The 13,185-nt window shown below is 70.9% G+C and carries 13 protein-coding genes; 6 read left to right on the top strand and 7 right to left on the bottom strand.

Annotated elements, in window-relative coordinates; translation table 11 throughout:
- Window positions 1–44: 44 nt before the first annotated feature.
- The 4 genes from RPX00_RS18550 to RPX00_RS18535 form a co-directional block, all read right to left on the bottom strand.
- The gene (locus RPX00_RS18550) at window positions 45–617 is read right to left on the bottom strand and encodes a GNAT family N-acetyltransferase (RefSeq protein ID WP_406640936.1); all 573 of its coding nucleotides are present in this window, start codon (window positions 615–617) and stop codon (window positions 45–47) included.
- Window positions 607–1,536 (bottom strand): hydroxymethylglutaryl-CoA lyase, encoded by a 930-nt coding sequence (locus RPX00_RS18545; RefSeq protein WP_406640933.1) that lies wholly within the window; start codon window positions 1,534–1,536, stop codon window positions 607–609. The genes RPX00_RS18550 and RPX00_RS18545 overlap by 11 nt, the downstream gene beginning before the upstream one ends.
- Before the next feature lies 1 nt (window position 1,537).
- Window positions 1,538–2,113: a PH domain-containing protein gene (locus RPX00_RS18540; protein WP_406640931.1), complete on the bottom strand. Its 576-nt coding sequence runs from the start codon at window positions 2,111–2,113 to the stop codon at window positions 1,538–1,540.
- An 83-nt stretch (window positions 2,114–2,196) separates the two neighbouring features.
- A complete protein-coding gene (locus RPX00_RS18535) occupies window positions 2,197–3,006 on the bottom strand; it encodes a biotin--[acetyl-CoA-carboxylase] ligase (protein ID WP_406640930.1) in 810 nt (269 codons plus the stop codon).
- A gap of 80 nt (window positions 3,007–3,086) precedes the next feature.
- On the opposite strand from RPX00_RS18535, the gene RPX00_RS18530 reads away from it, so the two are divergent.
- The gene (locus tag RPX00_RS18530; protein WP_406640928.1) at window positions 3,087–4,196 is read left to right on the top strand and encodes a C40 family peptidase; all 1,110 of its coding nucleotides are present in this window, start codon (window positions 3,087–3,089) and stop codon (window positions 4,194–4,196) included.
- 135 nt (window positions 4,197–4,331) lie between these two features.
- The gene (locus tag RPX00_RS18525; protein WP_406640926.1) at window positions 4,332–4,832 is read left to right on the top strand and encodes a hypothetical protein; all 501 of its coding nucleotides are present in this window, start codon (window positions 4,332–4,334) and stop codon (window positions 4,830–4,832) included.
- On the opposite strand, the gene RPX00_RS18520 is transcribed toward RPX00_RS18525, so the two are convergent.
- Window positions 4,792–7,725, bottom strand: coding sequence for a BTAD domain-containing putative transcriptional regulator (locus tag RPX00_RS18520; RefSeq protein WP_406640924.1), 2,934 nt, complete (start codon window positions 7,723–7,725; stop codon window positions 4,792–4,794). The two genes, RPX00_RS18525 and RPX00_RS18520, sit on opposite strands and share 41 nt — an antisense overlap.
- 70 nt (window positions 7,726–7,795) lie before the next feature.
- Here RPX00_RS18520 and RPX00_RS18515 point away from each other — a divergent pair, with 70 nt between their 5' ends.
- Together RPX00_RS18515 and RPX00_RS18510 are read left to right on the top strand one after the other, a co-directional pair.
- Window positions 7,796–8,656, top strand: coding sequence for an alpha/beta fold hydrolase (locus RPX00_RS18515; RefSeq protein WP_406640922.1), 861 nt, complete (start codon window positions 7,796–7,798; stop codon window positions 8,654–8,656).
- 79 nt (window positions 8,657–8,735) lie between these two features.
- Window positions 8,736–9,536, top strand: a complete 801-nt coding sequence (locus RPX00_RS18510; protein WP_406640920.1) for an NBR1-Ig-like domain-containing protein — start codon at window positions 8,736–8,738, stop codon at window positions 9,534–9,536.
- A gap of 125 nt (window positions 9,537–9,661) precedes the next feature.
- Here the strand turns inward: RPX00_RS18510 and RPX00_RS18505 are convergent, their stop codons facing one another.
- On the bottom strand, window positions 9,662–10,645 hold the full coding sequence (locus RPX00_RS18505; protein ID WP_406640918.1) for a GlxA family transcriptional regulator: 984 nt from the start codon (window positions 10,643–10,645) through the stop codon (window positions 9,662–9,664).
- 70 nt (window positions 10,646–10,715) lie between these two features.
- On the opposite strand from RPX00_RS18505, the gene RPX00_RS18500 reads away from it, so the two are divergent.
- Both RPX00_RS18500 and RPX00_RS18495 read left to right on the top strand, forming a co-directional pair.
- Window positions 10,716–11,417, top strand: coding sequence for an NAD(P)H-dependent oxidoreductase (locus RPX00_RS18500; protein WP_406640916.1), 702 nt, complete (start codon window positions 10,716–10,718; stop codon window positions 11,415–11,417).
- A 70-nt stretch (window positions 11,418–11,487) separates the two neighbouring features.
- Complete coding sequence (locus tag RPX00_RS18495; protein ID WP_406640915.1) at window positions 11,488–12,324, top strand: SRPBCC family protein; 837 nt, start codon at window positions 11,488–11,490, stop codon at window positions 12,322–12,324.
- Here the strand turns inward: RPX00_RS18495 and RPX00_RS18490 are convergent.
- Complete coding sequence (locus RPX00_RS18490; RefSeq protein ID WP_406640913.1) at window positions 12,321–13,139, bottom strand: GNAT family N-acetyltransferase; 819 nt, start codon at window positions 13,137–13,139, stop codon at window positions 12,321–12,323. The two genes, RPX00_RS18495 and RPX00_RS18490, sit on opposite strands and share 4 nt — an antisense overlap.
- Window positions 13,140–13,185 lie beyond the last annotated feature (46 nt).

The following is a 13,185-nucleotide window of genomic DNA, read 5'->3' as shown; positions in this document are numbered from 1 at the left end:
CGCCCGCTCGCGCCGGAAGGTTCCGGCCGAGCGGGAAACCCACCTTATCGGGCGACCGGCAGGCGCCGCCGCACCAACGCGCGGGCCAGGCCGCGCTTCTCGACCACCTCGAACCCCGCGTCGGCGAACATGCCGATCGTGCCGTGGTACAGGTCCGAAGAGGACCGCGTGCCGACCTCCACCGGATACCCCTCGACGCTTTCCGCGCCCTGTTCGGCGGCGTAGTCCACCGCGGCCCGCAGCAACGCCGTCGCCAGCCCGCGCCGACGGCCGTTCCGGTGGATGTAGAAGCAGGTCACCGACCAGACCGCGCCCGGTTCGTCCGACGCCATCACGCGCGACCGCACCAGCCGCGGATTGTCCTTCCGCGGCGACACGGCCACCCAGCCCAGCGGTTCGCCGTCGACGATGCCCAAGAGCCCCAACGGTTTCCCGTCCTGAGCCTCGGTCTGGATGTGCTCCTTGCGACCGTCCCGGCCGGCGGCCTTGTAGTCCTGGTTGGCGAGCCGGAAGAACGTGCACCAGCAGCCGCCCTGCACCCCGCCGGGGCCGAAGAGCCGCTCGAACAACGGCCACGTCTCCGCGCTGAGCGGGACGAATTCGACGTTACCCGGCAAGCGCGTTCACCACTCGCGAGGGCGACGGGCGGCCCAGCTGCCCGGCCATCCAGACGCTGGTCTCCACCAGCTTGCCGAGGTCGACGCCGTGCTCCACGCCCAGCCCCTCCAGCAGCCAGACCAGATCCTCGGTGGCCAGGTTGCCGGTCGCCGACTCGGCGTACGGGCAGCCGCCGAGACCGCCGGCCGAGGAGTCCACAGTGGACACTCCGGCGCGGAGAGCGGCCTCGGTGTTGGCCAGCGCCTGGCCGTAGGTGTCGTGGAAGTGCACGGCCAGCGCCGAGGTGTCGCCGAACGCCTCGATCAGCCGGGTGACCTGGTTCGTGGTGGCGACGCCGATGGTGTCGCCGAGTGAGAGCTGCGAGCAGCCGAAGTCGAGCAGCCGCTTGCCCGCCCGCACGACCTGCTCCGTGGCGACCACGCCTTCCCACGGGTCGCCGAAGCACATCGACAGGTAGCCGCGCACCTCCAGGCCTTCCTTGCGGGCCCGTGTGACCACCGGTTCGAACATGGCGAACTGGTCGTCGAAGGTCGAGTTCAGGTTGCGCTGGGCGAAGGTCTCGGTGGCGCTGGCGAAGATCGCGATGTGGTCGACGCCCGCGTCGAGCGCGCGGTTGAGGCCGCGGTCGTTCGGCACCAGCACCGGGTAGCGGACGCCGTCGTGGCGGTCGAGCCCGGCGAGCAACTGCTCCGCGTCGGCGAGCTGCGGCACCCACTTCGGGTGCACGAAGCTGGTCGCCTCAAGAGTGGTCAGCCCGGCGCCGGCGAGCCGGTCCAGGAACTCGAGCTTGACCTCGACCGGCACGACCGAGCCCTCGTTCTGCAGCCCGTCGCGCGCCCCGACCTCCCAGATCTCGACCCGCGGCGGCAACCCGCCCGCGGGGACCCGTTCCGGCAGGCCGACCTCTCGAGCACCCACGTCAGCGTCTCCTTCCGCGCGGTTCCCGGCCGCGCGGGGGCAGAGGTTCGGTGTCCTGCGGACCGGGCGCGCCGTGGTAGTCGTCGTAAGGATTGTCGTTGACTTCGCGGTAAATGACCGTATGCACGTGCTCGACGTGGGGAATGTCATCGAAGCGCAGCGGCTCGTCCGAGGCCGACTCGATGATGAGCGTGCCGCAGCCGAAGATCCGGTCGAGCAGGCCGTGCTCGAACTGCACGCTGTTGATCCGCGACAGCGGGATGTCGATGCCGGTGCGCTTGAGCACGCCCTCGCGCGCGATCAGCCGGTCGGTGGTCACGATGAAGTGCGTCGTGCGCCAGCGGACCAGCGGCGCGAGGAACAGCCACACCACGAAGATCAGCGCCACCACGGCGACCGCGATCATCGTGACGTTGTTCCACGGCCCGGCGAAGTCCTTGGCGACAATGAGCAGCCACACCGCCGCGCCGACGGTGATCACGAACGCCAGGAACGGGAAGATCAGCATCTTGAAGTGCGGGTGGCTGTGCACCACCACGCGCTCGTTCTGGCTGAGCAAATCGTCCGGATAGGCCACGGCGGGCGCTCCCCTGCGAATGTGTGCCGATGTGGTGGATCCACCGTACCGGCGCTGGCCCCGCGCGGGCGCGCCCGTTCCGGTCAAGCGGGGCGGACGTGCACCACATCACCGGCGAAAACGGTCAGCCGCCGTCCGTCCGGGACATCGACCTGCAACTGGCCGGACGCGTCCAGATCGGCGGCGCGGCCGGTGAGCGTCGACCCGTCCGGCAGCTGCACCCGCACGTCCTGGCCGAGCGTCGCGCACCGCGCGCGGTAGTCGCCGAGCAACCCGGCCTCGGTGAGGTCGCCGCCCGCCGTCCGCCAGCGGCGTTCGAGATCGTCGAGCCTGGTCAGCAGGCCGAGCGCGACCTCGGTCCGGTCGGTGGTCGACGCGCCCTGCTCCGCGAGCGAGGTCGGGGGCAGGCCGCCCGGCCCGGCCGGAACGTCGTCGCCGAGCGGCAGGACGTTCAGCCCGATGCCGAGCACGACGGCCGCTTCGTCGGTGCCGACAGCTTCGGCGAGGATGCCCGCGCACTTGCCCCGCTCCGGACCGGCGAGCACGTCGTTAGGCCATTTGAGGGCGACATCGACACCCAAATCGGTGGCGAGCGCGTGCACCGCGAGACCAGCGACCACGGAAAGTGAACCGAGCGCGGAGAACGGCACGCCCGCTGGGCGCAGCGCCACGCTCAGGTACAGCCCGGCCCCCTTCGGCGAACTCCACGAACGGGCCCGCCGCCCTACTCCGGCAGTCTGGTGCTCGGCCAGCAGAACGGTCCGGTCCGCTGCCCCCTCGGTGAGAGCTTCCCGCAGGTCAGCGTTGGTGGAACCGGTCGTCTCCACGACGTCGAGGCGGGCGTAGCGGCCGCCGAGTCCGTCCCGCAGCCGCGCCGCGTCGAGTTCAGCCATGTGCCCACAATATGAGAGTCCCCCTAACGTGCAAGCCGTTCGCTCGTTACCCAGAGGTGCGCTCTTCTAGATTGGACGCCGTGACGCCGGAATCCCCCACCGCCGACGCGCCGCCGAAGCCCACCTGGGCTCGTGGCGCCCTGCATCGTGGCCTCGTGGCGTTGCCGCTCGTCGCCGGGCTCGCCACCGCGGGCTGGCTGGTGGCCGGACGCGACCAGCCCGCTCCCGTTCCGGCGCAGGCCGCGCTCACCGCGCCGGCTCCGGCCAAGACCGTCAGCGGCCCGTCGGTGCTGCAAGCGAGCGCTCCGGTGCAAGCGCAGGAACCGGCGCAGGGCGCGGCGGGCGGAGGCGGCGGTCCGGCCCCGCTGCAGAAGTGGGCGGATTCGCTCGCCGGGCCGCTGGACATCCCGGCCCCCGCGTTGCTCGGGTACGCCAACGGCGAGCTGACCATGCGCAAGGAGCGCCCGGACTGTCACCTGTCGTGGGTCACGCTGGCGGGCCTCGGCGTCGCCGGCAACAACCACGGCCGCGGCGACGGTGCCGCGATGGGGCTTTCGACGCAGCAGTGGAAGAAGTACGGCGCGCAGATCCCGGGCATCGCGCACCCCGCGCTGTCCGACCCGTCGTCGGCGTCTGTCGCCGCGGCCCGCGCGCTGTGCGCGAGCGGGGTCGACCTGTCCGCGGGCAACGGCTGGTGGAAGGCCGTGGCCGGGTACCAGAACGGCAGCGGCATGGAGCTGTTCCGGCAGCGAGTGCTCGGCTACGCCCAGCTGTACGCCACGCTTTCCCTCGATCCGGCGAAGGCGAACGCACCGTCGGTGCAAGCCACGCGGTTCGCGCTCGGCCAGCTCGGCCTGCCGTACGTGTGGGGCGGCAACGGTCCGGACGCGGGCGCGGCGGGGTTCGACTGCTCGGGTCTCACCAAGGCTTCGTACGACAGCGCGGGGGTTTCGCTGCCGCGCACGGCGGACAGCCAGTTCCGTTCGATCCCGCCGGTTCCGGGCGGACAGGAACCGAAGCTGGGCGACCTCGTCTTCTACGGCAGCCCGGCGACGCGGATTCACCACGTGGGCCTGTATCTGGGGAACGGACTGATGATCAACGCGCCGACCGAGGGACAGGCGATCCAGATCCACACGTTCCATCGGCCCGGGGACGACTACGCCGGGGCGGGGCATCCGGCGAACTGACGTCCGGATTCAGTAGAGGCTTGTGCCCAAGATTCCCGTTTCCGCACGCGGCGGCCGAGTGTCGCTTATGCTCCGGAGCATTCTTCCTGACGGGAAAGGCACGCCATGTCCGCTCGTATCCTCCCCTTTCTTGCCGTGGGCGCTGCCCTCCTGATCACTAGTTGCGGCAGCGAAAGCGGCGGCACCGCCTCTCCGGCCTCCTCGCCCGCGCCCGCGACGTCTTCCGCCGCGCAGCCCTCAACCTCCGCCCCCGCGTCGACGTCTTCGGCACCGTCGACGTCCGCCGCGGCGTCGACCGGCGGTGACGCGGTCGAGCGGTACGAAGCGTTCATGCACGCGGCGGGTAGGGAAGACCTCGCGACGGTCTGCGAAATCGCCGGTCCGGCCGCCAAGCAGGCGGAGGACCAGGGCATGGGGCCGTGCGAGAAGACGATGCCGCTGGCGTTCCAGATGATCTCCCCCGCGCAGAAGAAGGCCCTGCAGACCGCCACGGTCGACCGCTCCAAGATCAAGGAGGGGGCCAAGAAGGTCGAGATCCCGGCGCGCGCGGTGAAGGCGTCGGTCAAGTTCACCGACGGCGACCTCGGCGACGCGGTTATGGAGAATCGCGGCGGCAAGTGGTACGTAGTCGACTGAGCGCGGCCTCGACCCAGTGCTCGGCTCCGGCGCGACGGGCCACTTCGACGGCCTTGCGGTAGTGCTCGTCGGCGGGCAGTCCTAATCGGACGGCCAGCTCGCCGAGGTAGTAGGCGACCGGCCCCAGCGTCACGAGTCCCGAACCGGCACCGGCCAGTTCGTTCTCCGCTGGGGCCAGCCGCGCGTACAGCTCGCGCGCGTCGCCGGTCGATGCGGTGAGGCAGGCGCGCAGTTCCTGCAACAGGTCTGGCCGGTCGGGCGGCAGCGCGAAGTCCACTGTGGAGTCCAGGCCGTGCTGGCGGTAGAGGCAATGCAGCGCCAACGGAAGCAGCCCACGGTCCACTCCGGACATTCCGCTGCCGGACAACCGCGTCGTAGCACTGCGATAGGCAGCTTCCGCGGCGGCGACCGGACCGGTGACGGCCAAGCGGAGCGCGCGGTATCCGTCGGTGAACACGCTGACCAGCGGGAGGGCGTACTGCTCCCCCAGCCGATCCGCCGCGGCCGCGTGCGCGTCGGCGGCGGCGAAGTCGGCGAGCGCTGAGCGGGCCTGCATCAGCACCAGGTGACCGAGCACCTCGAACGTCACCAATCGGTGCCGGGCGGCCAGTTCGACCAGTTCTTCGCCGATCCGCGCGCGTTCCGGAGCGAGGCCGGCGCGGGTGAACGTCTGCGTCCAGCGTGCGTTCAATGCCAGCGCCAGCAGCGCCGGGTCACCGGAGGACCGCGCCAGCTCCTCCGCTTCGACGGCTGCGTCGTGTGCGCGTTGGCCGCCTTCGTTGCGCAGCTCCAACGCGATGGTTGCCAGCAGCCGCGCCCGCACGAGCGGATCGGTGGTGTGCGCGTGCTCGGCTGCGTCGGCGATGCGGCGGGCCAACGCGGGGTCGTCGTTCTCGGTCCAGATTCCTGGCACGTCGAAGGCGGTCAAGACCCGGATGGTCAACGCGGAATCGTCACCGGCGAGGTCCAGGGCCTCGGCGCGGTAGCGGCGCGCGGCGGCCAGGGAACCGGTGAACGCTGACGTCCGCGCGAGTCCCATCAGCAGTTCGACGGTACGCGGGCCTTGGGCCAGAGCCGCCTGCCAGAGCCGAAGTGCCTCGTGGGGCGCGAAATCCCGCTCGGCGCGTTCCGCGGCCGCCTGTGCGTAGGCAGTGCCGCGGTCGTCTCCGGCGAGCAGAAAATGGTGAGCCAACAAGGAAAGCTCGGTTGGACGACGGCTTGCCAACGCCTCGCCGACCTCTCGGTGCAGCTGCGCGCGCCGAGTCAGCGAAAGGTCGTCGTACACCGCGTCGCGGACGAGCGAATGCGCGAACCGGAACGCCCGCGGCCCGCTTTCGGTCAGAAACCCTGCCTGCACAGCGGTTTCCAGCTCGTCGAGAACGTCGCCGAGCAGCCCGAGGTCGACGTCCGCGCCGATCACCGCGGCCTTCCCGAGCACGGTGCGGACGTGGTCGGGCAACGCGGCGATCCGGTTTCGGACGACGTCGCGCACTCCGTCCGGCAGGTCGCCTTCGGCGTCGAGCGCCCGGGCGAGTTCCTTGACGAAGAAGGGATTTCCGCCAGACCGGCGATGAATCACCGCAGCGGATTCGGCACCGACCAGCTCGGCCACTGCTTCGACCGAAAGTCCGCCCAGATACAGCCGCACCGGGTCGGCGCGCGCGAGCCGGCCCAACGCGGCGGTCAGCTCCGGAGAGACTTCGGTCGTCCGATACGTCGCGACCAGGAGCACCGAGTCCACCGTCATCGACGTCAGCAGCGCCAGCGTTTCCTCGCCCGCCCAATGCAGGTCGTCCAGCACGAGCAGCAACGGGCCCGGCACCTGCGCGATGCGCGCGGCCACCGCCTGATGCCACTCGAACCGGGCCACCGCCGGATCGCCAGCCGTCGGCCGCGGCGGGACCGCTTCGCCCAGCGCGGCCAGGATCCGCGTCCACGGCCAGGCGGGCGGAACCCCGGCCCCGTCCGGATTCACGCCCCACGCCGTGGTCCAGCCCAGCCGGGCGGCGAATTCCTCGACCAGCGCCGTCTTGCCCGCGCCCGCCTCGCCGGACACCAGCGCGAGCCGGAATCGCTTGCGCTCCGCGACCTCCGCCGCGACCTCGGCCAGCCGCGCCAACTCCGGTTCGCGCCCGGCCAACCGCTGGTGAACGGCCGGGGCCAGCCGCGGTGCCTGCGCAAGGATGTCCTGCTCCACCTGCCGCAACGCCGGTCCGGGATCGACGCCTAACTCCTCCGACAGCCCGGTCCGCGCCCGGCGCAACGCGGCCAGCGCGTCACCCTGCCGTCCAGCGCGGTACAACGCGAGCGCCAGCAGCCGCCACGCTTCCTCGCGCAACGGATGAGCGTCCACAAGGGACTCCAGATCCGGCACCGCCTCGGCGGCCCGGCCGAGATCCAGGAGACCGGCGGCCCGCCGTTCCAGCGCGAGCAACCGAAGCTCGTCGAGCCGAGCGCGTTCGGCGCGCGCCCACGGCTCGTCGGCGAACTCCGCGTACGGTTCTCCCCGCCACCAGCCGAGCGCCTCGTCCAGCTGCGCGACCGACGGCGTCCCCCGCAGCAACGCCTCGAACCGCCACGCGTCGACCTGCTCCGGTTCTGCGCGCAGCGCATACCCCGGCCCGGCCGTGACCAGCAGCTTCGCGGGCGTCCTCGGTGGACGGTCCGGTTCGAGCGACCGCCGCAACGCGCCGACGAAGGTCTGCACCGCGCCGACCGCGCCCGCCTTCGGCTCCGTCCACAACGCGTCGACCAGCGCGTCCGTCGAAACCACCTGTCCGCGGGCGACGAGCAGACGCGCGAGCACCGCACGATGCCGCGGCCCGGGCAACGCCACCGGCCCGCGCGCGTCGTGAGCCGTCAGCGGGCCCAGCACCGAGAACGAGATGGTCATCAGTTCCGTACTGTAATCAGCTCGGCCGTTGCTGATCGGTTGCTGATCGGCCCGGCGCACGCTGGGCCGCATGAACTTCGATTACCAGCGAGTGCCCGTCGCCGACGGGGTTTCCCTCAATGTGGCCGTCGCGGGCTCCGGCTCGCCCGTCGTCCTGCTGCACGGCTTCCCGCAGACCCACCTGATGTGGCGGCACGTCGCCGCCGACCTCGCCGCCGACCACACCGTGCTGTGCCCTGACCTGCGCGGTTACGGCGACAGCGACAAGCCCGCCGACACCGGCGAGACCTACTCGAAGCGCACCATGGCCGCCGACGTCGTCGCCCTCGCACGCGCTTTCGGGCACGAGCGGTTCGCGCTGGCCGGGCACGACCGCGGCGCGCTCGTCGCGATCCGCGCCGGCCTCGACCACCCGGACCACGTGTCCCACCTGGCCATCCTCGACGTGCTGCCGACGCTGGACATGTGGGACGTGCTGCACGGCGTCAGCGCGGCCGTCGCCTTCCACCTTTACCTCATGGCGCAGCCGCCCGGCCTGCCCGAGCAGCTGATCGGTGCCGCGCCGGACGCGTTCTTCAGCTACTTCCTCGACCAGTGGGGCGCCGACCCGGAAGCCATCCCGGCCGACATCCGCGCCCGGTACCTCGAAGCGAGCCGGAACGCGGTCCCGTCGATCGTCGCCGACTACCGCGCGTCCGCGGGCATCGACGTCGAGCACGACCGCGCCGACCGGGACGCGGGCAACCAGCTGAAGATGCCGGTCTCCGTGCTGCAGCAGGATTGGGGCGTCGCGCTGGGCTACGACGCGGTCGCGCTCTGGCGTGCGTGGGCGCCGGACTGCGTGCACGAGACCGTCACCAGCGGGCATTTCATGGCCGAACAGGCACCGGCTGTGGTGACGAAAACACTGCGCGAGTTGCTGCCGCGCTGAGCATCGGGGTGGGGCCCGCCGGTGCCGAACTGGAATGTCAGACTGGTCCGACCAGCGGATCTGACAACCAGGGAGAGCGATGGGCGACGGGCAGTCCCCCACCGAGGTGCTCTCCGCGGAGCTGGCCACCCTGCGCGCACGAGCCGGCAATCCCTCGTTCCGCAAGATGGCCAGCCACTCCGGGCAGATCTCGCACACCACGCTGCACGAGGCGGTCCGCGGCACCCGGTTCCCGTCGTGGGACACCACGCGCGAGTTCGTCCGGGCGTGCGACGCGGACGAACAGGAGTGGCGGCGGCGCTGGGAAGAGCTGAAGGGCGTGCCGCCGGAACCCGAGCCCGCCGCCGTTGAACCGGTGGTGATCACCTCGGAGCCCGCGGTGCCAGCCCCGGAAAAGCGCCGCCGCCCCCGCCGCAAGTACGCGCTGGCCGCGGTCGCGTTCGTCGTCGTGCTTCTCGCCGCCGTCGCCGCGATCGTCGTGCCGAAACTGAACCGGGCCAGCCTGGTCGACGTCGGGGCACGGGTGCCCGGCGACAACTCCAAGTTCGTCGCCGACGTGACCGTGCCCGACGGCACCGTCATTCACGTCGGCGAGACCGTCCAGAAGGTATGGGAGCTGCAGAACACCGGCTCCGCGATCTGGCATCAGCGGTATCTGCAGCGGATGGACCTGCCGCCGAGCCCCGGTTCCTGCCGCACGCCGGACCGGGTGCTGATCGGCGACACCCCGCCCGGCGACCACGTGATGGTGAGCGTCCCGCTGACCGCCTCGGCCGCGCCGGGCAAGTGCTGGATCGGCTGGAAGATGGTCGACGCGAACGGCGCGGAGTTCTTCTCCACCCGCCGCCCGGTGTACGTGCTGGTGACGGTCGTCTCCTGACGCGTGTCAGATTCTGTAAGACCTGGTCGCCGGGGTACCGAACACCCCAGCGGGCTCGCCAGGATGGGTGCCGCTGGGGGTCGGTCCGTGGCAGCCGCGAACACTGCTGCCACGGACCGCCGCGTTCAGGCCGGGCGGCGGAACGTGGTCCGGTAGGCGCTCGGCGAAACCCCGAGCGCGGCCTGCAGATGCTGCCGCAGCGACGCCGCCGTCCCGAATCCGCACGCCGCGGCGACCCGGTCCACCGGCAGTTCCGATTCCTCCAGCAGCTGCCGCGCGCGCTCCACCCGCTGCTGGGTCAGCCACTGCAACGCCGACATCCCGACCTCGTCCCGGAACCGCCGGGTGAACGTCCGCGTGCTCATCGACTCGCGCATCGCCAGGTCGCGCAGGGTGATCGGCTGGTCGAGATTCTCCAGCGCCCACGCCCGCGCGGCCGAAGTGGACGACGACCGCGGCTCCGGCACCGGACGGCGGATGAACTGGGCCTGTCCGCCCTCGCGATGCGGTGAGACGACCGTGCCGCGGGCGACCTCATTGGCGACCGCCGCGCCGAAATCGCGGCGGATCATGTGCAGGCAGAGATCGATGCCGGACGCGACGCCCGCCGAGGTGAGGACGTTGCCGTCCTCGGTGTAGAGCACGTCCGGGTCGAGGAGCACGCGCGGATACTCCAGCTGGAACTCGCACGCCGAACGCCAGTGCGTGGTCGCGCGGCGGCCGTCGAGCAACCCCATCGCGGCAAGCACGTACGCGCCGGTGCAGATCGAGGCGATCCGGGTGTCCGGGCGGACGAGGTTCATGGCGTGCTTGAGCTGCGCGGTCAGCTGGTGCCCGCCAGGTTCGTACTCGAGCGAAGACGCCGGCACGATCACCGTGTCCGCCTCGGCCAGCACCTCCGGACCCTGTTCGACCGGGATGGCGAAATCCGAATCGGTGCGGATGTCGCCGGGCTCCGGCGTGCAGGTGACGACCTCGTACAGCCGCTCGCCGTCCGCGGATTTGGCCTGGCCGAACAGCCGGTGGACGATGCCGAGTTCCATCACGAGCATGCCGTGCCGCACCAGCACCGCGACCTTGTGCCGTTCGAGATGCCGAAAAACCGCCATGGCCCGATTCTTGCACAAGGTGGCCATCGGGCCACTGTTTTGCCGGTTTCGCCGGTTGCACCCTGGCCTCATGAACGTCTTGTGGATCTACGCCCACCCCGACCCCGCCTCGCTCAACGGCGCGCTCCGCGACGAGGGCGTCAGCACGCTGCGCGATCTCGGCCACGATGTGCGCGAATCCGATCTCTACGCGATGCGCTGGAACCCGATCGTCGACGAGATCGCGACCGTGCCGGAGGACGTCCGGATCGAGCACGAAAAGCTCGACTGGGCGGACACCGTCGTCGTCCAATTCCCGCTGTGGTGGGCCGACACGCCAGCCATCCTGAAGGGCTGGTTCGACCGCGTTTTCGTGCAGGGATACGGCTACGACTACCGCGACGAAACCGGCCACACCCTGCGCTACGGCAACGGCGTGCTGGCCGGGAAACGCGCGATGGTGATCGTGACCGCCGGAGCGCACGAGGACAGCCTCGGCCCGCGCGGCGCGCACGGTTCGCTGGACGATCTGCTGTTCAACGTCCAGCACGGCACGCTCTTCTACACCGGCATGACGGTCCTGCCGCCGCTCAAGGTGACCGGCACGAACCGGATGACGCCGGAGAAGTTCGACGGCGTCGTCGAGGAGCTGCGCAAACGTTTGCACTCCCTGGAAACGGCCGATCCGCTGCCGTACCGCACGCAGGATGGCGGCGACTACGACCGGCGGCTTGTCCTGCTGCCCGAGGTCGCCCCAGGTCAGACGGGGTACCCCGCGCATCTGACGGCTTGACCCGTATATACCTCCGTGGTTATATGCGGGCATGGCGATCCTGCGAACGACTCCTGGCGGACGACCGAGCGTGAAACTCGAACGGACCCTGGCCCACCCGCCGGAGAAGGTGTGGCGCGCGGTCACCTCGCCGGAGGAACTGGCGCACTGGTTCCCAGCCGCCGTCACGCTGCCGGACGACCTGCGCCCGGGCGGGAAGATCACGTTCACCTTCACCGAAACCGGGGACGTCAGCGAGGGCGAGATCGTCGGCTACCAGCCGCCGGAGGTCTTCGAGTTCACCTGGAACTCGGACCTGATCCGGATCGAGGTGTCGTCCGACGGCGCGGGCAGCAAACTCGCGTTCACGCACGTCTTCAACCGCGGCGAACCGGACATCGCCCTGCTCGGCGCGGGACGGCACGTCACCGGTTGGGTCGCCTGCCTCGATTCCCTCGAAGCGGCGCTGGACGGCCGGAAGCCGGAACTGCCGACCGACTGGCACGCGCGGATGGCGCGCTACGTCGAGGAATTCGGCCTGGAGGACGGCGAAGTCCTGGACGGCGGGGGGCTGCGGTTCCGCCGGGACCTGGTGTGGCCGCCGGCCGAGGACGTCTGGAAGCGGCTGCCCCAGCCGGAAAACGGGGCGGAGGTGCTGGAATCGCGGTCGCCGGAGGTGCTGGCCTACACCTGGCTGCACGACGGGAAACCGGCCGGGCGCGTGCGGTGGGAGGTGACGGCGGATCCGCTGGACGGGGTGCGGGTGGAGCTGACCCAGACAGTTCCGGAGGAGCTGTCCGAGCAGGTGCCGGACCTGCTGACCGCACGGCATGAGCAGCTGAACGCGCTGTTCGCGGCGTCGTTCGGGGTGGAGCTGGAGCCGTGGTCGGCGGAGCGGAAGGCTGAGGTTCGGGAGCGGTACAGCTAGCCGAGCGCGGTGTTGTACGGCGAAAACCGCACCTCGGCCGGGCCTGGCAACGCTTTTCCGTGGAGCACCAGCCGCGGTGCCGGACCGTGCACCGCCAGCCCGCGCGCCTCGCACCACGCCGACAGCTCCGGGAACCGGTGGTCGACCGCCAGCCGGAGATCGCCGGTCGTAGTGCGGGCGATGCCGCGGATCAGGGCGCGGGCCTGGCCCTCGTCCGCAGCCACCACCGGTCCGATCACCGTCACCCCGGCCTGCTCGGTGCCGAGCGCGTAACCGTCGTCGGTCACATGGACGTGCTCGGCCTCGAACAGCATGCGGTTCAACAACTCCCGCCGTGCGAAGCCTTGCGACGCACTGTCCAATTCGTACACTCGCGCCACATCCGGCGGACCGATCGGCCGCGACCCCGGGCCTCCGTCGTCGGCGAACCGGCCGCGATGATCGTTGCAGCCGCCGTCGACCTCGAAGCCCATCGATTCGTACAGCGGACGCGCGTTTTCCGTAGTGTGCAAGGACACCACCGCGTCACCAGCCTCGTCGAGCGCCCGCTCCATCACCCGGCGGCCAAGCCCCTGCCGCGCGAACCGCTCCGCGACGACGACCATCGACACGCTCGCGGTCGGCCCGGTCCGGGTGAGCACCGCCGCCGCGGCGAGGCCGCCGTCCGGAGCGTCGATGCCGAATCCTCGGCCGACCTCCAGCAGCATCGCCCATTTCCGTTCCTCGCGCGGCCATCCGCGATCGGATCCGAGGTCGAGGCAAGCGGACAGGTCGGCGGGCCCGAGCGAACGGACCGAGGCGTCAGCGAGCAGCACGCCGCCCACCCTAGGCCGGGAAACGGCCGCGGTGGTCCGCTCGACG

Source organism: Amycolatopsis sp. WGS_07 (assembly GCF_045278895.1).
In the GTDB taxonomy this organism is placed as follows: Bacteria; Actinomycetota; Actinomycetes; order Mycobacteriales; family Pseudonocardiaceae; genus Amycolatopsis.
Note: the sequence above shows the minus strand (reverse complement) of the source record. Positions and strands in the feature narration are given on the sequence as shown.